This is a genomic window from Serratia sp. PGPR-27 (genome assembly GCF_022678525.1).
Lineage (GTDB): Bacteria > Pseudomonadota > Gammaproteobacteria > Enterobacterales > Enterobacteriaceae > Serratia > Serratia nematodiphila.
On the sequence record NZ_JALBYS010000018.1, the window covers coordinates 26,527 to 48,038 of the forward strand.

General features: G+C 62.4%; 17 protein-coding genes. 4 read left to right on the forward strand and 13 right to left on the reverse strand.

Features of this window, described 5'->3' with window-relative positions; all coding sequences use genetic code 11:
• Window positions 1-4: 4 nt before the first annotated feature.
• From MMS95_RS11800 to MMS95_RS11825, 6 genes are all read right to left on the reverse strand, one after another.
• A complete protein-coding gene (locus MMS95_RS11800; RefSeq protein ID WP_015378745.1) occupies window positions 5-1,294 on the reverse strand; it encodes an MFS transporter in 1,290 nt (429 codons plus the stop codon).
• A gap of 91 nt (window positions 1,295-1,385) precedes the next feature.
• A complete protein-coding gene (locus tag MMS95_RS11805; RefSeq protein WP_161800768.1) occupies window positions 1,386-2,402 on the reverse strand; it encodes a Zn-dependent oxidoreductase in 1,017 nt (338 codons plus the stop codon).
• A 5-nt stretch (window positions 2,403-2,407) separates the two neighbouring features.
• The gene (gene manD, locus MMS95_RS11810) at window positions 2,408-3,622 is read right to left on the reverse strand and encodes a D-mannonate dehydratase ManD (RefSeq protein ID WP_049239892.1); all 1,215 of its coding nucleotides are present in this window, start codon (window positions 3,620-3,622) and stop codon (window positions 2,408-2,410) included.
• A 168-nt stretch (window positions 3,623-3,790) separates the two neighbouring features.
• A complete protein-coding gene (gene yegS / locus MMS95_RS11815; RefSeq protein WP_015378742.1) occupies window positions 3,791-4,696 on the reverse strand; it encodes a lipid kinase YegS in 906 nt (301 codons plus the stop codon).
• A gap of 467 nt (window positions 4,697-5,163) precedes the next feature.
• Window positions 5,164-6,516, reverse strand: a complete 1,353-nt coding sequence (gene yegQ / locus MMS95_RS11820; protein ID WP_004941558.1) for a tRNA 5-hydroxyuridine modification protein YegQ — start codon at window positions 6,514-6,516, stop codon at window positions 5,164-5,166.
• Window positions 6,517-6,694: 178 nt separating this feature from the next.
• Entirely contained in the window at window positions 6,695-7,033 is a 339-nt protein-coding gene (locus tag MMS95_RS11825; protein WP_004941561.1) for a YegP family protein, read from the reverse strand.
• 337 nt (window positions 7,034-7,370) lie between these two features.
• On the opposite strand from MMS95_RS11825, the gene MMS95_RS11830 reads away from it, so the two are divergent.
• Both MMS95_RS11830 and MMS95_RS11835 read left to right on the forward strand, forming a co-directional pair.
• Window positions 7,371-7,634, forward strand: coding sequence for an AbrB/MazE/SpoVT family DNA-binding domain-containing protein (locus MMS95_RS11830; RefSeq protein WP_004941563.1), 264 nt, complete (start codon window positions 7,371-7,373; stop codon window positions 7,632-7,634).
• 3 nt (window positions 7,635-7,637) lie between these two features.
• Window positions 7,638-8,027: a type II toxin-antitoxin system VapC family toxin gene (locus tag MMS95_RS11835; protein WP_004941566.1), complete on the forward strand. Its 390-nt coding sequence runs from the start codon at window positions 7,638-7,640 to the stop codon at window positions 8,025-8,027.
• A 7-nt stretch (window positions 8,028-8,034) separates the two neighbouring features.
• On the opposite strand, the gene baeR is transcribed toward MMS95_RS11835, so the two are convergent.
• From baeR to MMS95_RS11865, 6 genes are read right to left on the reverse strand one after another with little or no spacing between them, the layout of a single operon-like run.
• Window positions 8,035-8,751: a two-component system response regulator BaeR gene (baeR, locus tag MMS95_RS11840; protein WP_004941568.1), complete on the reverse strand. Its 717-nt coding sequence runs from the start codon at window positions 8,749-8,751 to the stop codon at window positions 8,035-8,037.
• Window positions 8,751-10,133 (reverse strand): two-component system sensor histidine kinase BaeS, encoded by a 1,383-nt coding sequence (gene baeS / locus MMS95_RS11845; protein WP_004941570.1) that lies wholly within the window; start codon window positions 10,131-10,133, stop codon window positions 8,751-8,753. The genes baeR and baeS overlap by 1 nt, the downstream gene beginning before the upstream one ends.
• Complete coding sequence (mdtD, locus tag MMS95_RS11850; protein WP_242141724.1) at window positions 10,130-11,560, reverse strand: multidrug transporter subunit MdtD; 1,431 nt, start codon at window positions 11,558-11,560, stop codon at window positions 10,130-10,132. The genes baeS and mdtD overlap by 4 nt, the downstream gene beginning before the upstream one ends.
• A 10-nt stretch (window positions 11,561-11,570) precedes the next feature.
• The gene (mdtC, locus tag MMS95_RS11855; protein ID WP_033632385.1) at window positions 11,571-14,651 is read right to left on the reverse strand and encodes a multidrug efflux RND transporter permease subunit MdtC; all 3,081 of its coding nucleotides are present in this window, start codon (window positions 14,649-14,651) and stop codon (window positions 11,571-11,573) included.
• Complete coding sequence (locus MMS95_RS11860; RefSeq protein ID WP_242141725.1) at window positions 14,648-17,767, reverse strand: MdtB/MuxB family multidrug efflux RND transporter permease subunit; 3,120 nt, start codon at window positions 17,765-17,767, stop codon at window positions 14,648-14,650. Before MMS95_RS11860 ends, mdtC begins: the two co-directional genes overlap by 4 nt.
• Window positions 17,767-19,020 carry an MdtA/MuxA family multidrug efflux RND transporter periplasmic adaptor subunit gene (locus tag MMS95_RS11865; protein ID WP_242141726.1) on the reverse strand — a complete coding sequence of 418 codons (1,254 nt, stop codon included), beginning with the start codon at window positions 19,018-19,020 and terminating at the stop codon, window positions 17,767-17,769. Before MMS95_RS11865 ends, MMS95_RS11860 begins: the two co-directional genes overlap by 1 nt.
• Window positions 19,021-19,292: 272 nt before the next feature.
• Here MMS95_RS11865 and MMS95_RS11870 point away from each other — a divergent pair, with 272 nt between their 5' ends.
• Together MMS95_RS11870 and MMS95_RS11875 are read left to right on the forward strand one after the other, a co-directional pair.
• On the forward strand, window positions 19,293-20,246 hold the full coding sequence (locus tag MMS95_RS11870) for an aldo/keto reductase (protein ID WP_033632388.1): 954 nt from the start codon (window positions 19,293-19,295) through the stop codon (window positions 20,244-20,246).
• Window positions 20,247-20,307: 61 nt separating this feature from the next.
• The gene (locus tag MMS95_RS11875; RefSeq protein ID WP_049239885.1) at window positions 20,308-20,925 is read left to right on the forward strand and encodes a pyridoxamine 5'-phosphate oxidase family protein; all 618 of its coding nucleotides are present in this window, start codon (window positions 20,308-20,310) and stop codon (window positions 20,923-20,925) included.
• On the opposite strand, the gene MMS95_RS11880 is transcribed toward MMS95_RS11875, so the two are convergent.
• Entirely contained in the window at window positions 20,922-21,488 is a 567-nt protein-coding gene (locus MMS95_RS11880) for a GNAT family N-acetyltransferase (protein WP_075684606.1), read from the reverse strand. The genes MMS95_RS11875 and MMS95_RS11880 overlap by 4 nt on opposite strands.
• Between the last annotated feature and the right edge of the window lie 24 nt (window positions 21,489-21,512).

A 21,512-nucleotide genomic window follows, 5' to 3' on the forward strand; every position in this document is an offset into this window, starting at 1 on the left:
GGCGTTAGGGTTTTAAGATTTGCACGCCCGCCGTTGCGCGCGGCGCCTTGATCACTAGCAGCACCAGCAGCGCGCCCAGCGCGGCGACGCCGCCCGCCAGCATAAAGGCGCTGTCGAATTTGCCGGTGTTCTGCACGATGTAGCCGGTGGCGATCGGCCCGATGATGCCGGAGACGCTGCCGATCAAATGAATGAACCCGCTGGCGCCGCCGACCCGGGATTTATGCACCACGTCCTGGATGATCGCCCAGTAGAGAGCGCCGGTAATGTAGAGGAAGAAGATCGACACCGACATCAGCATCACCGCCGGCACCACGCTGCTGACGGTGCCCGCCAACGCCACGCACACCGCCGCCGCCAGCAGGCTGGTGACCAACACGATCTTGCGCGACAGCAGCAATTTGCCGGTGATGTTGAAGATCTTGTCGGAAATATAGCCGCCGAGCGCCAGCCCGACGAAGCCGACGATCCACGGGATCATCGTGGTCAGGCTCATCTCTTTGATGTTCAGGTTGTGTGCCTGCACCAGATACGAGGGGAACCAGCTCAGGAAGAAGAACAGGATGTAGTTGTAGCAGAAGAAGGCGAAGGCGGTGACCAGAATGATCGGCTGCTTCAGGTAGTAGCCCAGCCCGTGCGGGGCGTCGCTCAAGGCGCTTTCCTCGCCGAGATTTTCCTGTTTCAACCGTGCGATCAGCGCCCGTTCTTCGTTGCTGACGCGTTGGCTTTTCGCCGGGTTATCCGCCACCACGAAGAACCACACCAGCATCCAGACGATGCCGATGGCGCAGATAATCATAAACGCCGGCCGCCAGCCGAACGCCAGCGCCAGATAGCCGACGATCGGCCCGGCCACCGCGCCGCCCAACGGCGAACCGGCGCTGAGCAGGCCCACGGCGGTCGCCGCCTGTTTCTTCGGGAACCAGCCGTTGATCATCTTGTTGGCCGAGGCGCAGATCGGCCCTTCGGCCATGCCGAACAGGACGCGCAGGATCAGCATTGAGTAAAAACCGGTGGCGATCGCCGTCATGCCGCAGAAGATGGACCACAGGCCGACCGCCACGCCCAGCACCAGCGTCGGGCCGAAGCGGTCGACCGCCAGCCCGCCGACGAAGTTGAAAATGGCGTAGCCGAAGAAGAAGCTGCCGAAGATCAGACCGAACTGTTCGGCGTTCAGCATCAGATCCTGTTCGATCATCGGCACGGTGATCGACAGCGCCACGCGGTCGAGGTAGTTGATCATGTAGACCATGAACAGCAGGAACACGATGGTCCAACGCAGGTTTTTAAACATAAAGCGCTCCACTGGGTGTCGTTTTAATCGTGATGCTTCATTGTTTGCACGGGCGGCGGGCGCCGCCCAATGCCCCGATGCCGCCTTGGCGTTACTCGAACTGCAGCAGCACCTTGCAGCAGGTGCGCTGATCCCGCTCGAACATCTGCATCGCCCGTTCGACGTCGTCGGCGGGCACGCAGTGGGTGAGCAGCCGCTGCGGGTCTAGCTTGCCGTCCGCCATCCAGGCGATCACCTGCGGAAAGCGCGCGCTGTTCAGGCGCGAGGAGAAGATCGACAGCTCCTTGCTGGTGATGCTCTGCTGGGTCAGGGTGCAGGCGTCGCCGGAAAAGCCCATGATGCCGATGCGCGCCGCCGGCGAAGCCAGCGCGATCGCCTCCGGTAAAATGGCGGGGTGGCAGGCGGCATCGACGATCAGCGTCGGCTGAACGCCGCGCTGCTGCAGCGCCTGCGGCAATGCGGCCTCGGCGTTGTTGAATGTTTGGTCGGCGCCGTTGGCGCGCGCCATCTCCAGCCGCTCGGCGATGCGATCGACGACCCACACCTGCCTGACGCCGTACACCCCTTTCAGCGTCTGGATCACCGTGAGCCCCATCGGCCCGGCGCCGTAGATCAGCGCGATGTCGTCGGGGCGCGGTTGCAGATGGGCGGTAATGTTGGCGGCGATGCTGAAGGGTTCGATCATCGCGGCGTGGCGATCGCTGATGGCCGGCGGAACCGGATAGGCGTTGCGCGCCGGCACGCAGGCATAGTCGCTGAAGCCGCCGTCGCGGTGCACGCCGATCACCTGCAGCGAGGTGCAGACGTTGGGGCGGCCGACCGAACAGGGATAGCAGTGGCCGCAGCTCACCACCGGGTCTACCGAGACGCGTTCGCCGAGGCGCGCCGGATCGACGCCTTCGCCCAGCGCATCGATCAGGCCGAAGAACTCGTGGCCGATCACACGCGGATAGCGGGCGAACGGGTTATGGCCGTGATAGATATGGACGTCGGAGCCGCAGATGCCGGCGAATTTCACCTTGACCCGCACCTCGCCGGCCGCCGGCTGCGGCAGCGCGCGCGTCTGCAGCGCCAGGCGCCCGGGCTGTTCGATCACGACGCTGCGCATGGTGTTTACCAGTTCCATAAGGTGCCATCCTCCAGACGCGCGACCGGCAGGTAGGCCGGTTCATAGGGGTAACGGGCCGCCAGCTTCTCATCGAACTCGATGCCGATGCCCGGCTTGTCGCCCGGATGCATATAGCCGTCGTCGAACGTCCAGCTGTGCGGGAACACCTCGAGCATTTGCTCGGAATAGCCCATGTATTCCTGCACGCCGAAGTTCGGCACCCACAGATCGAAGTGCAGCGCCGCCGCCATGCAGATCGGCGACAGATCGGAAGGGCCGTGTGAACCGGTGCGCACCTGATACAGCGAGGCGAAGTCGGCGATGCGCCGCATGCCGGTAATGCCGCCCGCGTGCGTCAGGGTGGTGCGGATGTAGTCGATCAGCTGTTCTTCGATCAGCTGTTTGCAGTCCCAGATGCTGTTGAACACCTCGCCGACAGCGATCGGCGTGACGGTATGCTGGCGGATCAGGCGGAAACAGGCCTGATTTTCCGCCGGCGTCGGATCTTCCATCCAGAACAGGCGATACGGTTCGGCGCTTTTACCGAAGCGCGCCGCTTCAATTGGCGTCAGGCGGTGGTGCATGTCGTGCAGCAGGTGTTCGTTGAAGCCGAACTTGTTGCGCACCGCGTCGAACAGTTTGGGGGTGAAGTCGAGGTATTTTTCCGTCGACCACAGCTGCTCCTCCGGCCACTCGCCCTTGGTGGCCGGCTCATAAGCCTGGCCTTTGCCCTTGGCCATGCCGTAGGTGGTTTTCATGCCCGGCACGCCGCATTGAACGCGGATCGCCTTGAAGCCTTGCTCTTTATGTTTGGCGTAGTCGTCGAGCACTTCGTCGATCGAGTGGCCGGTGGTATGGCAATACACCATCACTCCCGAGCGCGAGGCACCGCCCAACAGCTGATACAGCGGCATGTTGGCGGCCTTGGCCTTGATGTCCCACAGCGCCATGTCGACGGCGGAAATGGCGGACATGGTCACCGGGCCGCGCCGCCAGTAAGCGCCTTTGTAGAAGAATTGCCAGAGGTCCTCGATCCGCTGCGCGTCGCGGCCGATCAACTGCGGGCAGAGGTGATCTTTCAGGTAAGAGGCCACCGGCAATTCGCGCCCGTTCAGCGTGGCGTCACCGAGGCCGATGATGCCGTCATCGGTGGTGATTTTCAGCGTGACAAAGTTGCGCCCCGGGCAGGTGACGAACACCTCGGCGTTGACGATTTTCATAACCTTCACATCCTGTAGCTGCGGAGAGATAGCGCGAAAATACGCCATGAACTAACTACCATACAAGTATGAATTAATGAATTTGCCGGAGAGGATCACATTTGATCGTGCGCGGAAGCGGGTGAACAGAGGGGAAGAAGCGGGGCGCAGCGGCTGCGCCCGACAAGGTCAGCCCAGCAGGGCGCAGTTAGGCGGCAGGCGGCATTCGATGGCCTGCGGCAACACTTCGATGCGGAAATGGCGGCCTTTGAGCGGTTCGCCGTCGAGGTTGAAAGTCATCTCATGCGGCGCGTCGATCTCGAGCCACGGCAGCGCCGCGCTGAGGATGCTGTTGCTCTCTTCGTCGTTGAACAGGGCGGCGACCAGCGCCGGCAGCAGTTCATCGGCGATCAGCAGGCGCAGCTGCAGCAGGCCGTCGTTGATCAGCGCGCTGGGGCACAGTTCCTGGCCGCCGCCGGCCTGTTTGCCGTTGCCGATGCCGATCACCAGCGCCTCGCCGGCCCAGCGAAAGTCCGGCCCGCGGATTTCACAGCGGTCGGCCTGCAGCGTATCCATGCGCAGCAGGCCGTGCACAAAGTAGGACACGCCGCCCAGCGCCGCTTTCAGCTTCTCCGGCGTTTCGGTGGTGATGCGGGTGCCGAAGCCGCCGGTGGCCATGTTGATGAAATAGCGCTCGCCGTTGACCTTCGCCAGATCGATCGGCACCGAGCGGCCCTTGATCGCCAGCTGCAGCGCCAGTTCGGGGGACGGAGGGATATTGCACGCCATGGCGAAGTCGTTGGCGGTGCCGAGCGGCAGGATGCCCAGCGCCGGCCGGTTGTGCGCCGGCAGCTGCACCAGCGCGGCGGCCACTTCGTTGATGGTGCCGTCACCGCCGCCGGCGACGACGGTGCCGACGCCGAGCTGCGCGGCTTCCGCGACATAGCGCGCGGCATCGCCGTGCTCCCAGGTGACGCGCACGTGCAGCGTTATCTGTTCTTTGCGCAGCCGGTTGACCGCCTGACGCAGCTCTTCGTTACCGGCGCCTTTGCCGTTGATGATAAGCAGGGCGGACGCATGTGAGTGTTGAGGCATTGCCGATATCCTCCGGCGGAAAACCAAGAATGCCTCAAGATAAACCAGCTGCCGCCACCAGGCCATCAGAATATTCAGCTAATTCCGGTTATTTGCCGACGCTCAGTGAATATGAAGCAAGGCGAATTTATCTGAATTTTACGCAGAAATAAGCGAAGTGTTAAAGAAGCGAGGATTAATCGCTGTAGCGTTATTTATATATCGAAGCGGCGTGATTATTATTATTAAAACGGATAACGGGAATAAGTTATGGAAATAGGCATGGTGGAAAAAAATAGGCGCACCCATAAAGAAAAAGCCAGCCCAAGGGAGATTGGGCCGGCTAAGGAGGTGGTTCCTAGTATTGCTATGCAAATATTTTCGTTGTTCGTTTTAAGCAGCGTGATAGTAACCAAGCTGCGCGCGCATTGATGTGATCCAATTCTAATATTTGCTAAAAATCGCCGCCGAATGACGGCGATTCATTTTTATGCCCCGGCGCTATTTTCTTCCGCCAAATTGCGGATCAGCAACGCATAATTGAGATCGATATCCTGCGGGATCGGCAAATAAACGATATGGCCGTTGCCCGGCGCCACCTCAATCGATTCGCCTTTCTTATTTTGCATGCTCTCGAGGGTGAACACCACGTTGCCGCCCGGCGTCATCATTTCGACGCTGTCGCCGAGCGCGAACTTATTCTTCACGTCGACTTCCGCCCAGCCATCACGGCGCACGCCGGTGAATTCGCCGACGAACTGCTGGCGCTCGGAGAGCGAGGAGCCGTAGTCGTAATTCTGCTGCGCTTCGTGCACGTGGCGGCGCAGGAAGCCTTCGGTATAGCCGCGGTGCGCCAGGCCTTCCAGCGTGGTGAGCAGGGTCGGATCGAACGGTTTGCCGGCGGCCGCGTCGTCGATGGCGCGGCGATAGACCTGTGCGGTGCGGGCGCAGTAGTAGAACGACTTGGTGCGCCCTTCGATCTTCAGCGAATGCACGCCGAGCTGCGTCAGACGCTCCACGTGCTGGATGGCGCGCAGATCCTTGGAGTTCATGATATAGGTGCCGTGTTCGTCCTCGAAGGCGCTCATATATTCGCCTGGCTTTTGCGCTTCAGACAGCATGAACACCTTGTCGGTCGGCGCGCCGATGCCCAGCGTCGGCTCGACGGTTTGCACCGGGATCGGCTCGTGCAGGTGCACGATATTGCCGGTGTCGTCCTCTTTGCCTTCCTCCGCTTTGTACTGCCAGCGGCAGGCATTGGTGCAGGTGCCCTGATTGGGATCGCGCTTGTTGATGTAGCCGGACAGCAGGCAGCGGCCGGAGTAGGCCATGCACAGCGCGCCGTGGACGAAGATCTCCAGCTCCATGTCCGGCACTTCGGCGCGGATCTCGGCGATCTCTTCCAGCGACAGTTCGCGCGACAGGATCACGCGGGTCAGGCCCATTTGCTTCCAGAACTTCACCGTCGCCCAGTTAACGGCGTTGGCCTGCACCGACAGGTGGATGTCCATCTGCGGGAAGGCTTCGCGCACCATCATGATAAGGCCGGGATCGGACATGATCAGCGCATCCGGGCCCATATCGATAACCGGCTTCAGATCGCGCAGGAAGGTTTTCAACTTGGCGTTGTGCGGGGCGATGTTCACCACCACGTAGAACTTTTTGCCCAGCGCATGCGCTTCGTTGATGCCCTGCGCCAGATTCTCGTGGTTGAACTCGTTGTTGCGCACCCGCAGGCTGTAGCGCGGCTGGCCGGCGTAAACCGCATCGGCGCCGTAGGCGAAGGCGTAACGCATATTTTTCAGCGTGCCGGCCGGGGAGAGAAGTTCTGGTGTAAACATAGTGTGTCTCGGTCTGATTTCAGGTCAGCACCACGCCACCTGATGGCGCAGTAAAAGCGGGGGATTGTAGCCGCAGCGCGGCAAGAAATCAGCAGTTAACCGGATTTATTCAAGGGAGATTGATCCCGGTCAAACGGAAAACGCGCGGTGGCCGCCACCGCGCGGGTGAAACGGGGGATCAGGCGCTCAAATCGCGGATATCGGTGGTCGGGCCGTTTTTTATCACCGACTGGATACCGTTTTTGGCCGCGCTTTCGGAGCTGTACATTTCGCTGACGCCGATCACCTGATGGTTCTTGGCCTTCAGCACAAAGTAGGGCTGATTGCTGGCGCTGTGCTTCAGTTCGTACTGCGCTTCGTGCGGTGAATTGGTCTGCACCGAGGCGATGCCGTTCTCCGCCGAGGCTTTGCTGGCATACATCTCGCTGGCCAGAATGATCTCGCCGTTACTGGCTTTCAGGTTGAAGTGGTACTGTCCGTTCTTTGCTTTTTTCAGCTCGTAATGACCGATTGCCATGGTTCTTCTCCTGTAGGTTCCGATTCGTGATGTAAGTGTAGCCAATCGCTTGAAAATCGGCGGCTAAACCTCACAGCAGCTTAGTTGAAAAAATGCGCAGTTTTTTTGCGCCGGCGCGGAGTTTTCGCCCGAGAGGCACAGCGCCGCACGGGAAGCTAAGGGAGAAGGCGTGATTGCGCAGTGCGCCGCATAACGAGGGGAACAGGGTGTCACCCCGTGAGATTGTGCGTTACTGTTTGGCCGTTTCGTCAATGTGGATGAAAAATGAGCGATACATCTTGGCATCGACACGCTACAGGCATATGCTTTGGCCTATGCCTGCTGTGGAGGTGTCGAGATGGAAAGGATCGCAAAGCTGTTTAAAAACGGCAGAAATCAGGCGGTGAGGTTACCGGTGGAATTTGAATTTGATACGGATCGTGTCTATATCCGTCGCGATCGGGAGGGCAACGTGATTTTATCCAAATATCCGGCAAAGCCGGACAGCTGGGCACCGCTGCTGAGCATTATCGCCCAAACGCCGGTGCCGCAAGAGTTTCTTGGCGCGGAAGATCGTCAGCAAGGGGTTGCCGACCGCGATCCCTTCTCAGAGGAAGAGTAGGCGATGTACATGTTTGATACCAACACCGTCAGCCACTTGTTTCGGCAGCATCCGCAGGTGCTTAACGTCATGGAAAAGCTCCCGCCTTCTGCCGTATGTATTTCCAGCGTCACGGAGGCGGAACTGCGTTACGGTGTGGCTAAACGGCGGAACAAGGCGTTGCAAAGCATGGTCGAGGCCTTTCTTGCTGCGGTGACGGTCTATGCATGGGATAGCGAGGCCGCCCGCTGCTACGGTGAAATGCGGGCAAACATGGAGAGAAAGGGCAAAGTCATGGGCGCGATGGATCAACTGATCGCCGCTCACGCGCAGAGCCGTGGCGCGACGCTGGTGACCAACGATCGCGCATTCGCCATGGTGCCCGGGTTGGCGGTTGAAGACTGGACGCGCTGATTTCTCCCTAAACCCCATTCATCAGCCGGCAGGGCTCGGCTTCCCAGCGGTAGCCCACGCCGTATACCGAGCGGATAAAGGATTTTTCCCCATCGATCAGTTCCAGCTTGCGGCGCAGGTTTTTGATGTGGCTGTCGATGGTGCGGTCGGTGACCACCCGGTAGTCGTCGTACAGGTTGTTCAGCAACTGCTCGCGTGAAAACACGTTGCCCGGCTGGCTGGCCAGCGTTTTCAGCAGGCGGAACTCCGCCGGCGTCAGATCCAGCAACTGCCCCTGATAGCTGGCCTGGAAGCGCGGTTCATCGATGTGCAGCAGATCATCTTCCCGCGCGTTCTCCTGTGGCCGATAGCTGCGGCGCAGGATGGTTTTCACCCGCGCCACCACTTCGCGCGGGCTGTAGGGTTTGCAGATGTAATCGTCGGCGCCGATCTCCAGCCCCAACAGGCGGTCAATCTCTTCAATTTTCGCCGTCACCATCACGATGGGCACGTCGCTGAAGCGGCGCAGCTCGCGGCACACCGTCAGGCCGTCGGCCCCCGGCAACATCAGGTCGAGCAAGATCAGCGCCGGCGGATGCTGGTGCACGGTCGGCACCACCTCATTGCCGTTGGTCAGCCAGCGGGTGGCGTAGCCCGCCGCCTGGAGATAATCCACCAGCAGCTGGCCCAGCTTGGGCTCATCTTCAACAATCATGATCTGCACGGGTTGATTCTGAATGTCCATCAGGGCGCCTTATTTTTTATCGGGGTAGCAAATTCTACTGTAATGCGCACGCCGCCTAAAGGCGAATGCTCGGCGCGGATTTTCCCGTCGTGCGCTTCCACGATGTTGTGGCAGATCGCCAACCCCAGCCCGGAACCGCCGCTGGCGCGGTTGCGTGAACCTTCCGCCCGGTAGAAACGTTCGAAAATGCGCGTCAGTTGCTGATCGCTGATGCCCGGCGCGCTGTCCTGCCAGTAAAGAAGCAGCCGCCCCGGCTGCAGTTCGACGCCGATCTCCAACCGGCCGCCGGCGTCGGTGTAACGCAGGCTGTTTTCCAGCAGGTTATTGAACAGTTGGTTCAGGCGATCGGGATCGCCGAACAGCGGCGCCTGGGCCGGCAGATGGGTGACGATCTCCAGCCCTTTGGCGCGGAAGCGTTCGCGAAAGGCGGCGACGGCGATCTGCACCAGGTGCACGCAGTCCACCGACGCCTTGCGATAGGCCAGCGCGCCGAGATCGGAGAGCGACAGCTGGTGCAGGTCGTCGACCAGTTTGGTCAGGGTGGATACCTCGGCCTGCAGCGAACTGAGCGACGCCGGCGTCGGCTGGCGCACGCCGTCCTGCAGCGCCTCCAGCTCGCCGCGCAGCACTGCCAGCGGCGTGCGCAGCTCATGTGATACATCGGCCATAAAGGCGCGGCGCATCTGCTCGTTTTTTTCCAGCGAGGTGGCCAACTGGTTGAAGTCGTGCGCCAGCCTGCCCAGTTCATCCTGGCTGCTGACCGCCACGCGGGTGGTGAAATCGCCCGCCGCCAGGCGGTGGGTGCCCGCCACCAGGCGCTTGACCGGGGCCAGCATGCCGCGCGACAGCAGCCAGGTCACCGCCGCCGCCAACAGGGTGGAGAGCGCGACGATAATCCAGCTGGTGCGCCGCTGCTGGCGATCGAAGTTGATGTCGGTATTGCGCGTCAGGCGCTCGACCGGGGTGGTGAGCACCCAGCCGACGATCTCGTTGTTGTAGCGGATCGGGTGGCGCGGCCCCTCCTTCGGCAAGGGGCCCGAATGCCCGACCAAGCGATTGAACTGGCTGTCCACCACCCAAAACTGGGTGCGCCACCCCTTGGGCGGCAGATTGTGGCTGCTGTCGCTATTCTGCTCGAACGAACGCATGATCTGGTAGACCACCTGATCGTTGTTGCGCAGGAATATCCAGTTGCCATGATGGCTGTACTGTTCCTCCAGCGCTTCGCTCAGCATGTTGATGCGCTGCTCGTTGCTGCTCTTGATGTAATCGATAAAGCCGCGCTCAAAGCTGACGCGCACCCCCCAATGCATGGTGATCAACACCAGCATGCAGGTAGCGAAAATGGCCAGGAACAGTTTTCCGGTAATGCCTATCCTCATTGCAACCTCGTTGAGCCGGTACCCGGCTCTTTGGTCAGCGTGCGGTTGGGCGCGCTATCGGCCGGCACGCGCGCGAAGGCCAGCGCGGGCAGAGCGATAATCAACGCCATACAGCCGTAGCTGTAAATAAATGCGCTGTGGATGGCCGGGCTATCGGCCACCACCTGGTGATGGGCGAAGCTGCCGATCAAGATGCCGGCGACGCTGACGCCGAGGCTCATCGACAGCTGCATGACCATCGACAGCAGACTGTTGCCGCTGCTGGCCAGCCGGTCCGGCAGATCTTTCAGCGTCAGGGTGTTCATCGCCGAGAAGCGCAGTGAGTTGATCATCCCCTGGAAGAACAGCACCACCGGCAGCAGCCACAGCCAGCCGAGCATCGCCGCCAGCAGGAAGCTCAGGCTGACCAGCGCCAGCAGCAGCGTGGCGGCCACCAGCACGTTGCGGTAGCCGAAGCGGTTGACTACCTGCACCACGATGCGTTTCATGCCCATGCTGCCGATGATCATCGGGATCATCATCAGCCCGGCGTGGAACGGCGTGAAACCCATGCCCACCTGCAGGAACAGCGGCGTCATGAACGGCAGCATGCCGCTGCCGATGCGCCCCAGCAGGCTGGCCAGCAGCCCGATTTTGTAGGTCGGGGTGCGCAGCAGCCGCAGCGAGAACAGGGCGCGGCTATTGCCGTAGGCATGCCAAACATACCCTAACAGCGCCGCTGCGCCCAGCGCCACCAGGCCGGCGATGGCGCCGCCGGACAGCCCCATGCCTTTATGGCCGTCGAGCGCCAGCGTCAGCGACGCCATGCCGATCGCCAGCAGGATAAAGCCGCTGAGATCGAAGCGGCGGGTCTGCATTTGGTAGTTGGGCATCAGCAGCAGCGTGGCGATGGCGCCCACGATGCCCACCGGAATATTGATCAGGAAAATCCAGTGCCAACTGGCGTATTGCACCAGGAAACCGCCGAGCGCCGGCCCCATCAGCGGGCCGATCTGGCCCGGCAGCGTCACGAAGGTCATCGCCGCCATGTACTGCTCGCGCGGCACGATCTTCATCACCGTCAGGCGCCCGACCGGCACCATCATCGCGCCGCCGACGCCCTGAATCACGCGCGAGGCGATCAGCTCGTTCAGGGTTTCCGAGCGGGCGCAGAGGAGGGAGCCGAGGGTAAACAGCACGATGGCGCTGAAAAACACTCGCTGTACGCCGACCTTGTCCGCCAGCCAGCCGCTGGCCGGCAGCGTCACCGCCACCGTCAGCACATAGGAGACGATCACCGACTGCATGCGCAGCGGGTTCTCCCCCAGGCTGGCGGCCATCGAGGGCAGGGCGGTGTTGACGATAGTGGTATCCAGCGTCTGCATAAAGAAGCCGAATGCCACTATCCAGAGTTGCCAGCGTACGGTGGCGGCGTGTTTCATCAGCATCGGTCGGCCATTAATGGGGCAGTGGAGCCAGTTGCTTGTTGCGGCGGAACTTCGCCTGCAGCCGGTCGAAGTAAAGGTAGACCACCGGGGTGGTGTACAGCGTCAGCAGTTGGCTCATCACCAGGCCGCCGGCGATGGTGATGCCGAGCGGCTGGCGCAACTCCGCGCCGTCGCCGCGGGTCAGCACCAGCGGCAGCGCGCCGAACAACGCCGCCAGCGTGGTCATCATGATCGGCCGGAAACGCAGCAGGCTGGCCTGGAAAATCGCCTCGCGGGCGCTGATGCCGCCGTTGCGCTGCGATTCGAGCGCGAAGTCGACCATCATGATGGCGTTTTTCTTCACGATGCCGATCAACAGCATGATGCCGATCAGCGCGATCAGGCTGAACGGCGCGCCGAACAGCTCGAGCGCCAGCAGCGCCCCCACGCCGGCGGAAGGCAGCGTGGAAAGGATGGTCAGCGGATGGATATAGCTCTCGTACAGCACGCCGAGCACGATATACACCGTGGCGATCGCCGCCAGGATCAGGATCAGCTGCGACTTCAGGGTGTCCTGGAACACCTGGGCGGTGCCGGCGAACGCGCCGCGCACCGTAGACGGCACGCCGAGCTGAGTCATGGTGCGCTCGACCGCGGCGGTGGCGTCCGACAGGCTGCCGCCGTCCGGCAGGTTAAAGGAGACGGTCGAGGCGGCGGACAGCCCCTGATGGTTGACCGACAGCGGCGCGTTGGCCGGCCGCCAACTGGCGAAGTAGGAGAGCGGTATCGCTTTGCCTTCGTTGTTGATGATGAACATTTTGTCCAGCGAACTCACGTCCTGGGTGTAGGGTGGCGCCACTTCCATCACGACTTTGTATTGGTTGAGCGGTTGGTAGATGGTCGAAATCTGTCGCTGGCCGAAGGCGTTGTTCAACAGGTTGTTGGCGTCGGACACCGAAATGCCGAGGCGCGCCATGGTTTCGCGATCGTAGACCAGATCCATCTCCGAGCCTTTATCCTGCTGATCCGAGTTGACGTCCGCCAGCTCGGGCAATGCGGCCAGTGCGGTGCGGATCTTCGGCTCCCATTCGCGCAGCGCAGCGAGATCGTCCGCCAGCAACGTATATTGATAGCTGGCGTTGGCCTGCCGGCCGCCGACGCGGATATCCTGCACCGCCATCAGAAACAGGCTGGCGCCCGGTTCTTTGGCCAAGCGGGCGCGCAGGCGGGCGATCACTTTCTGCGCGTCGTCGCTGCGTACCGACAGGGGTTTCAGTGAGATGAACATCGAACCGCTGTTGGTGCGCGAACCGCCGGTAAAACCGGTGACGTTTTCCACGTCCGGATCTTCGCGCACGATTTTCATGAAGTCTTCCAGTTTGCCGCGCATCGCCTGGAACGAAATGCTTTGGTCGGCCTGGATAAAGCCCATCAGGCGGCCAGTATCCTGTTCCGGGAAGAAGGTTTTCGGGATGCTGATATACAGCCAAACGTTGAGCGCCACGGTGGCGAGGAACACCGCCAGCACCCAGCGCGAGTGGCCGAGCACCCAGTTCAGCGAGCGCCCGTAGCCCTGCTGCAGCCCCAGCAGCATTTTACCGAAGCCGCGCGCCCGCCGCTGCGAACGCGGCGGCTGGTGGCGCAGCAGGTAGGCGCACATCATCGGCGTGAGCGTCAGCGAGACGATCAGCGACAGCCCGATCGACACCGACAGGGTGACGGCGAACTCGCGGAATAGCCGGCCGGGCAGGCCTTCCATCAGCAGCAGCGGGATAAACACCGCCACCAGCGAAACGCTCATCGACAGCACGGTGAAACCGACCTCCCGCGCGCCCAGCAGCGCGGCGTTGATCGGTTTCATGCCGGCCTCGACGTGGCGGGAAATGTTTTCCAGCACCACGATGGCGTCGTCCACCACAAAGCCGGTGGCGATGGTCAACGCCATCAGCGACAGGTTGTTGAGGCTGAACCCGCACAGATACATGGCGGCGAACGAGCCGATCAGCGACACCGGTACGGCGACCGCCGGGATCAGCGTGGCGCGCCCGGAGCGCAGGAAGATGAACACCACCAGGATCACCAGCCCGATGGCGATCGCCAGCGACTGCTCCACCTCGGCCAGCGACGCGCGGATGGTCGGCGAACGATCCTGCGCGACGTTGAGTTGAATCGAAGCCGGGATATTCTCCTGCAGGGCGGGCAGCTCGGCGCGAATGCGATCGACGGTTTCGATGATGTTGGCGTCCGGCGCGCGGCTGATGGCCAGAATGATCGCCGGTTTGGCGTCGGTCATCCCGGCGTTGCGCACGTCTTGCACCGAGTCTTTGACCTCGGCCACGTCGGCTAAACGCACCGCCGAGCCGTTGTTGTAATGAATGATCAGCGGACGATAAGCATCGGCGGTTTTCAGCGCGTCGTTGGCCTGGATCTGCCAGCGCTGCTGCGGGTTTTCCACGGCGCCCTGCGGGCGGCGCACGTTGGCGTTGGCGATGGCCTGCCGTACGGTGTCCAGCGACACGCCCTGATTGAACAGCGCCGAAGGGTTCAGCTCCACCCGCACCGCCGGCAGCGAGCTGCCGCCGACGGAAACGTCGCCGACGCCCTCGGTCTGGCTGATCTTCTGCGCCAGCTGGGTGGAGGCGAAATCGTAAAGCTGCCCCTGACTGTAGGTGTCCGAGGTCAGCGTCAGGATCATGATCGGCGCGTCGGATGGGTTGACCTTGCGGTAGCTGGGGCGGCTCGGCATGCCGGTCGGCAGCAGGCTTTGCGCGGCGTTAATCGCCGCCTGCACGTCGCGCGCGGCGCCGTTGATATCGCGATCGAGATCGAACTGCAAAATGACCCGGGTACTGCCGAGCGAGCTCATCGAGGTCATTTCGTTAACCCCGGCGATGCGGCCCAGCGCGCGCTCCAGCGGCGTTGCCACCGAGGACGCCATGGTTTCCGGCGAGGCGCCCGGCAGCGACGCGCTGATCGAAATCACCGGAAAATCCACCTGCGGCAGCGGCGACACCGGCAGCAGGCGAAAGCCGATCGCGCCGCTGATGGCGATGGCCAGCGTCAGCAGGGTGGTGGCCACCGGCCGGTGAATGAACAGGGCGAAGAATTTCACGGCAGCTCCTGCGTATCCGGCTGGCGATGCGTGTTGCGCGCCAGTTTGTCAAACAGCAGGTAGATCACCGGCGTGGTGAACAGCGTCAGGATCTGGCTCATGATCAAACCGCCGACCATACAGACGCCGAGCGGATGCCGCAGCTCCGCGCCGACGCCGGTGCTCAGCATCAGCGGCAGCGCGCCGAGCAGGGCCGCCAGCGTGGTCATCAGGATCGGCCTAAAACGCAGCAGACAGGCCTGATAGATGGCGTCGCGCGGCGATAAGCCCTGCTCGCGTTCCGCCGCCAGCGCGAAGTCGATCATCATGATGGCGTTCTTCTTCACGATGCCGATCAGCAGGATGATGCCGATGATGGCGATCACGTCCAGCTCGCTGCCGGCCATCATCAGCGCGAGCAGTGCGCCGACCCCGGCGGTCGGCAGGGTGGAGAGGATGGTCACCGGATGAATGAAGCTTTCATACAGCACGCCCAGCACGATGTACATCGCCACTACCGCCGCCAAAATCAGCCACAGCGTGTTGCCGAGCGCCGCCTGGAAGGCCAGGGTCGCCCCCTGGAATTGGGTGGTGATGTCCCTTGGCATGTTGAGATTTTTTTCCGCCTGGGTGACCGCGTCCACCGCTTCGCCGAGCGAGTAGCCGTCGGCGACGTTGAACGAAACGGTGGCCGACGGGAACTGATCGAGATGGTTGACCGACAGCGGGCCGAAGCGCTCTTCGATTTTGGCGATGGCGCTCAGCGGCACTACGGCGCCGTCGTTGCCGCTCAGACGGATCTCATTGAGCGCCGCCAGCCCCGGTGTCGCGCTGACGTCGTGCTCCAGCACCACGCGGTATTGGTTGGCCTGGGTGTAGATGGTGGAGATCAGGCGCTGGCCGAACGCGTTGTACAGCGCATTGTCCACGTCGCTCATGGTGACGCCGAGGCGGGAGGCCGAATCGCGATCGACGTTGACGTAGGCCACCAGCCCCTGATCCTGCCAGTCGCTGGTGACGTCCGCCAACTGCGGGGTTTGTTTCAGCTCATCCATCAGCTGCGGCACCCACAGGCTGAGATCGTCCAGCGACATCGCCTGCAGGGTGAACTGGTACTGGGTGCGGCTGACCTGGGTATCGATGGTCAGATCCTGCACCGGCTGCAGGTACAGCTTCACGCCGGGGAACTGCGCCGTTTGCTGCTGCAGGCGGCTGATGATCGCCGGAATGCGGTCGCTGCGTTCGCTCAGCGGTTTCAGGTTGATCTGCAGCCGGCCGCTGTTGAGCGTGGCGTTGCTGCCGTCGACGCCGACGAACGAGGTCAGGCTTTCCACCGCCGGATCCTTGAGGATCTGCGCCGCGACCTGCTGCTGGCGCTCGGCCATGTTGCTGAACGAGACGCTCTGCGGCGCTTCCAGCGTGCCCTGAATGATGCCGTTGTCCTGCACCGGGAAGAAACCTTTCGGGATCAGCAGGTACAGCAGCACCGTCAGCGCCAGGGTGCCCACGGCCACGCCGAGCGTCAGCCAGGGATGGTTAAGCACCGTTTTCAGCCACTGGCCGTAGCGCGCGATCACCCGCTCGAAAAAGCGTTCGGAGGCGGCAGAAAAACGGTTCTGCTTGCGCAGCGATTCGTGGCTGAGCATGCGCGCGCACATCATCGGCGTCAGCGTCAGCGACACCACGGCGGAGATCAAAATCGCTACCGCCAGCGTGACGGCGAACTCGCGGAACAGGCGGCCGACGATGTCGCCCATGAACAGCAGCGGGATCAGCACCGCCACCAGCGAGAAGGTCAGCGAGATGATGGTGAAGCCGATCTCGCCGGCCCCTTTCAGCGCGGCGTCGAGCGGCTTTTTCCCTTTCTCGATGTAGCGCGAGATGTTCTCGATCACCACGATGGCGTCGTCCACCACGAAGCCGGTGGCGATGGTCAGCGCCATCAGCGTCAGGTTGTTGATGGAGAAGCCGAGGAAGTACATGGCGGCGAAGGTGCCCACCAGCGACAGCGGCACCGCCACGCTGGGGATAATGGTCGCCGGCACGTTGCGCAGGAACACGTAGATCACCATCACCACCAGCGCGACTGCCAGCAGCAGCTCGAACTGCACGTCGCTGACCGAGGCGCGGATGGTGGTGGTGCGATCGGTCAGCATCTTGACATCGACCGACTTGGGCAGGCTTTTAATCAGCGTCGGCAGCATTTCGCGGATGCTGTCGGCGGTGGTGATGACGTTGACGCCGGGCTGGCGTTGGATGTTCAGCACGATCGCCTGCTGCTGGTTGGCCCAGGCCGCCAGCCGGGTGTTTTCCGCCCCTTGTTCGATGGTGGCGATATCCTGCAGGCGGATCGCCGCGCCGTTTTGATAGGCGACGATCAGCTGGCGATAGTCGTCGGCGGATTTCATTTGGTCGTTGGCGGACAGGGTGACCGATCGGGTCGGGCCGTCAAGGCTGCCTTTCGCCGAGTTGACGTTGGCGTTGCTGATGGCGGCGCGGATGGTTTCGCTGTTCAGGCCATAGGCGGCGACCGCCGCGGCGTTTAATTTTACGCGCACCGCCGGGCGTTGGCCGCCGGCCAGGGTCACCAGGCCGACGCCGGTCACCTGAGAAATTTTTTGCGCTACGCGGGTTTCCACCATGTCTTCCACCTGCGTCATTGGCATGGCGGTGGAGGTCACGGCCAGCGTCAGGATCGGCGGATCGGCGGGGTTAACCTTGCTGTAAATCGGCGGGTAGGGCAGATCGTTCGGCAGCAGGTTGGTGGCGGCGTTGATCGCCGCCTGCACTTCCTGCTCCGCGACGTCGAGCGGCAGCGTCAGCTGGAATTGCAGCGTCACCACCGAGGCGCCGCCGGCGCTTTGCGACGCCATTTGCTTCAGGCCGGACATCTGGCCGAACTGGCGTTCCAGCGGCGCGGTAATGGCGGAGGTGACCACGTCCGGGCTGGCGCCGGGGTATAGCGTCACCACCTGAATGGTGGGGTAATCCACTTCCGGCAACGCGGATACCGGCAGCGCGCGATAGCCGATAATCCCCGCCAGCAATATCGCCACCATCAGCAGCGTGGTGGCGACCGGGCGCAGAATAAACAGGCGGGACGGACCGCCGCCGGCGTTGGGAGGCATCACCTGCATCAGGACTTCCTCTGAACGTCAGGTTCGCGCTTGGCTTTTGACGTCGCAGGCGCGTCGTTCGGCGCGAGCACTTCCACCTGCATGCCTTCGGTCAGGCGATCGATGCCGTCGGTCACCACCCGATCGCCGGCGTTGAGGCCGGCGCTGATCACCACCTGCCGGCTGTCCTGCACGCCGGCGGTGACCCGATGTTTGCTGACCTTGTTGTCTTCGCCGAGCGTCCAGACGAAGTTGCCTTCGTTGCCCATCTGCAGCGCGGCGGTCGGGATCACCACCGCATCGTGCAGGGTATCCACTTGCAGCCGCGCGTTGACGAACTGGTTGGGGAACAGCGCGTCATCTTCGTTGGCGAAACGCGCTTTCAGCTTGATGGTGCCGGTGGCGGTATCAATTTGGTTGTCCAGGCTCAGCAGCGAACCGGTCGTCAGCTTGTTCTGGTTGGTGCGATCCCAGGCTTCGACGCTCACCGGCCCGGCTTTTTGCGCCTTGAGCAGATCGGCGATGTTGCCTTCGGGCAGCGTGAACACCACGTCGATCGGGTGCGTCTGCGTGATCACCACCAGACCGGTGGTGCTGCCGCTGGTGACGTAGTTGCCGACGTCGACCAGTTTCAGGCCGACGCGGCCGTCGATTGGCGCAGTGATGCGGCTGTAGGTGATCTGCAGTTTGGCGCTGTCGACCGCGCCCTGATCGGCCTTGATGGCGCCTTCGGTTTGCTGCACCAGCGAGGCCTGCGTATCCAGCTCCTGACGGGAGACCAGATTGCTTTTCACCAATTGCTGATAGCGCGCCAGATCGCGCCGGGCGTTGGCCAGCGTGGCCTGATCTTTCGCCAACTGTCCCTGCGCCTGGGTCAGCTGCACCTGGAACGGCCGGGGATCGATCTCCGCCAGCAGATCGCCGGCTTTGACCTGCTGGCCTTCGGTAAAGTGGATCGCCATCAGTTGGCCATCGACCCGGCTGGTGACGGTCACGGTATTGGCGGCGGTGGCGGTGCCCAAGCCGGAAAGATAGCGCGGCACCGTCTGTTGTGTGGCCGTCGCCGCCTGCACCGGCGACATCGGCGCGCCGCGCCGCCCGCCCGCCGCGCGACCGGCCCCCGCTTTGCCGCCGGTCTGCTGCGCGCCCGGGGCCGTGCCGGCCGGCGGTTGAGCGGCGTTAAAATAACGCCAGGCGAAGACGGCGGCGATGACCAAGATGGCCGCAACCAGCAGGCGCGGCATCAGGGAACGGCGTTGGGGTTTTGCATTCATGGTGGTGAAAATTCTCTCCAAAAGGCAGGGGGGCGGGCACTCATTGCCACAAAAATGACACTCCTTACAGGATACTAGTTTAGCCAGCGGGGACGGCATAAAAATGAAGGAAATATGGAGGAACCGTCAGCATTGTCTTAATAAGTGGGTGATTTGAGCGTGCTATGTTTATAAGTGATTTGTTTCAGCTTATAGCCAATACGTTTTAACGGTTTCCTGCATTTGGCGCTAATAATTAACAGGCAAATCATTTAACCCATGGAGCCTTTGTGATGAGCAAGAAACAACTGGGCCGTTCGGGCATTCAGGTGCCGGCGTTGACCTTTGGCGGCAACGTGTTCGGCTGGACGGCGGATCAAGCGACCTCGTTCAGCCTGCTGGATGCGCTGGTGGACAATCAGCTCAACTTTATCGATACCGCCGACGTTTATTCCAGCTGGGCGCCGGGCAACCGGGGCGGCGAATCGGAAACCGTCATCGGCGAATGGCTGAAGAAGAGCGGCAAGCGCGACCAGGTGATCATCGCCACCAAGGTGGGCAAACCGATGGGCGAAGGCAAACAGGGGCTGTCGCCGCGCTATATTCAGCAGGCGGTGGAGGATTCGCTGCGGCGCCTGCAAACCGATTATATCGATCTCTACCAGTCGCACGACGATGACCGCGATACGCCGCTGGAAGAGACGCTGGCGGCGTTCGATGCGCTGATCAAGGCCGGCAAGGTGCGGGCGATCGGCGCCTCCAACTATCAGGCGGATCGCCTGGAAGAAGCGCTGCGGGTGAGCGAGAACAACGGATTGGCGCGCTACGAAACCCTGCAGCCGGAATACAATCTGTATGCGCGCGAAGGGTATGAAGCCGAGCTGGAAGGCGTGGCGCAGCGCCACGGGCTCGGGGTGATCAATTTCTTCGCGCTGGCCAGCGGTTTTCTGACCGGCAAATACCGCAGCAAAGCGGACGAGGGCAAAAGCCAGCGCGGCGATCGCATCGTCGAACGCTACCTGAACCCGCGCGGTTTCCGCATTCTGGCAGCGCTGGATCAGGTGGCGGGCAAACACGGCAGCTCTCCGGCGCAGGTCTCGTTGGCCTGGCTGATTGCGCGTCCGAGCATCACCGCGCCGATCGTCAGCGCCACCTCGTTGCCGCAGCTGGATGAGTTGGTCAGCGCCACCCGCCTGACGCTGGATGCGGACGACATTCAGACGCTGAACCACGCCAGCGCTGAGTAAGAGCCGCCGGCGATTTTGCTCTATGCTGAAGGGGTCAATATGACTTATTCAGGAAACTGCAATGTCTGGCGATATCATCAACGACCTCGCGGCGCTGGAACAGCTTTACGGCAAACCTGCCGCGCCCTCGGTTTTTAAAGAAGTCAGCTATATCCACCCGGCGTACCGTCCGTTTATCGAGGCGGCGCCGTTTGCCGCCCTCTCGACGGTCGGGCCGGACGGCATGGATGTCTCCCCGCGCGGCGATCCGGCCGGTTTTATCCAGATCGAAGACGAGAAAACCCTGCTGTTGCCGGATCGGCGCGGCAATAATCGCATCGATAGCCTGCGCAATATCCTGCACGATAACCGGGTGGCGCTGCTGTTGCTGATCCCCGGCATCGGCGAAACGCTGCGGATTAACGGGCGGGCGGAGATCGTGGTGGCGCCGGCGATGTTGCAGCGCTTCGCCCACCGCAACCAGCTGCCGCGTTCGGTGCTGCGCATTCGGGTGGAGGCGGTGTTCTTCCAGTGCAGCCGGGCGATCTTGCGTTCGGGGTTGTGGGAAGAGGGCCGCCGCCTCGAACGTTCGGCGCTGCCCAGCCCCGGCCAAATCTTGGCTGCGGTGAGCCAAACGCGCTTCGACGGTGAGGAGTACGACAGCGCGCTGCCGCAGCGGCTGAAGGATACGCTGTATTAATCGCCGTGGCGTTCGCGCCACGTTTGCCGGTTAAGCCGGTACAAGACGTGCTGTTGCAGCGGATGGCCCGCCGGCAGGCGCGGGTGCAGGAAGGTTTCACCGTCGAAGCGCATACCGATGCGCGTCATCACCCGGCGCGACGGCTGGTTATCTTCGGCGGTGAAGGACACCACTTCCGGCAGGTGCAGCGTGTCGAAGGCGCACGCCAGCGCGGCGCGCGCCGCCTCAGCGGCGTAGCCGTTGCCCCAGTGAGCCGCCGCCAGCCGCCAGCCAATCTCCACGCAGGGGGAGCAGGGCAGGTCGTCACCCGGCCGCGCCAGCCCGACAAAGCCGATAAAAGGCGCGCCGTCTTTCACTTCCACCGCCCACAGCCCCCAGCCGTGTTGTTGCATGAAGGCGCGGATGCGTTCGGCCTGCGCGCGGCTTTCCTCGGCCGTCATCAGCGCCGGGAAATAGCGCATCACCTGCGGATCGGCGTTAAGCGCGGCGAAGGCCGGCAGATCGTCGTCACGCCAGGGGCGCAGCCGCAGCCTGGCGCTGTCGAGGGTAAGCAAGGTGGACATGATAGGGCCTCCAATAAACAAAGG

Bases quoted from the DNA above. Each gene is read 5' to 3' on its own strand.
- MMS95_RS11805 (WP_161800768.1), bottom strand. From the start codon at position 2,402: ATGCGCAGCGTCGTGATCGAACAGCCCGGGCGCCTGGCGCTGCAGACG.
- baeS (WP_004941570.1), bottom strand. From the start codon at position 10,133: ATGAGGATAGGCATTACCGGAAAACTGTTCCTGGCCATTTTCGCTACC.
- MMS95_RS11800 (WP_015378745.1), bottom strand. From the start codon at position 1,294: ATGTTTAAAAACCTGCGTTGGACCATCGTGTTCCTGCTGTTCATGGTC.
- MMS95_RS11865 (WP_242141726.1), bottom strand. From the start codon at position 19,020: ATGAATGCAAAACCCCAACGCCGTTCCCTGATGCCGCGCCTGCTGGTT.
- MMS95_RS11880 (WP_075684606.1), bottom strand. From the start codon at position 21,488: ATGTCCACCTTGCTTACCCTCGACAGCGCCAGGCTGCGGCTGCGCCCC.
- mdtD (WP_242141724.1), bottom strand. From the start codon at position 11,560: ATGCTGATGAAACACGCCGCCACCGTACGCTGGCAACTCTGGATAGTG.
- MMS95_RS11875 (WP_049239885.1), top strand. From the start codon at position 20,308: ATGTCTGGCGATATCATCAACGACCTCGCGGCGCTGGAACAGCTTTAC.
- yegQ (WP_004941558.1), bottom strand. From the start codon at position 6,516: ATGTTTACACCAGAACTTCTCTCCCCGGCCGGCACGCTGAAAAATATG.
- MMS95_RS11825 (WP_004941561.1), bottom strand. From the start codon at position 7,033: ATGGCAATCGGTCATTACGAGCTGAAAAAAGCAAAGAACGGACAGTAC.
- baeR (WP_004941568.1), bottom strand. From the start codon at position 8,751: ATGGACATTCAGAATCAACCCGTGCAGATCATGATTGTTGAAGATGAG.
- MMS95_RS11870 (WP_033632388.1), top strand. From the start codon at position 19,293: ATGAGCAAGAAACAACTGGGCCGTTCGGGCATTCAGGTGCCGGCGTTG.
- MMS95_RS11830 (WP_004941563.1), top strand. From the start codon at position 7,371: ATGGAAAGGATCGCAAAGCTGTTTAAAAACGGCAGAAATCAGGCGGTG.
- MMS95_RS11860 (WP_242141725.1), bottom strand. From the start codon at position 17,767: ATGCAGGTGATGCCTCCCAACGCCGGCGGCGGTCCGTCCCGCCTGTTT.
- MMS95_RS11835 (WP_004941566.1), top strand. From the start codon at position 7,638: ATGTACATGTTTGATACCAACACCGTCAGCCACTTGTTTCGGCAGCAT.
- manD (WP_049239892.1), bottom strand. From the start codon at position 3,622: ATGAAAATCGTCAACGCCGAGGTGTTCGTCACCTGCCCGGGGCGCAAC.
- yegS (WP_015378742.1), bottom strand. From the start codon at position 4,696: ATGCCTCAACACTCACATGCGTCCGCCCTGCTTATCATCAACGGCAAA.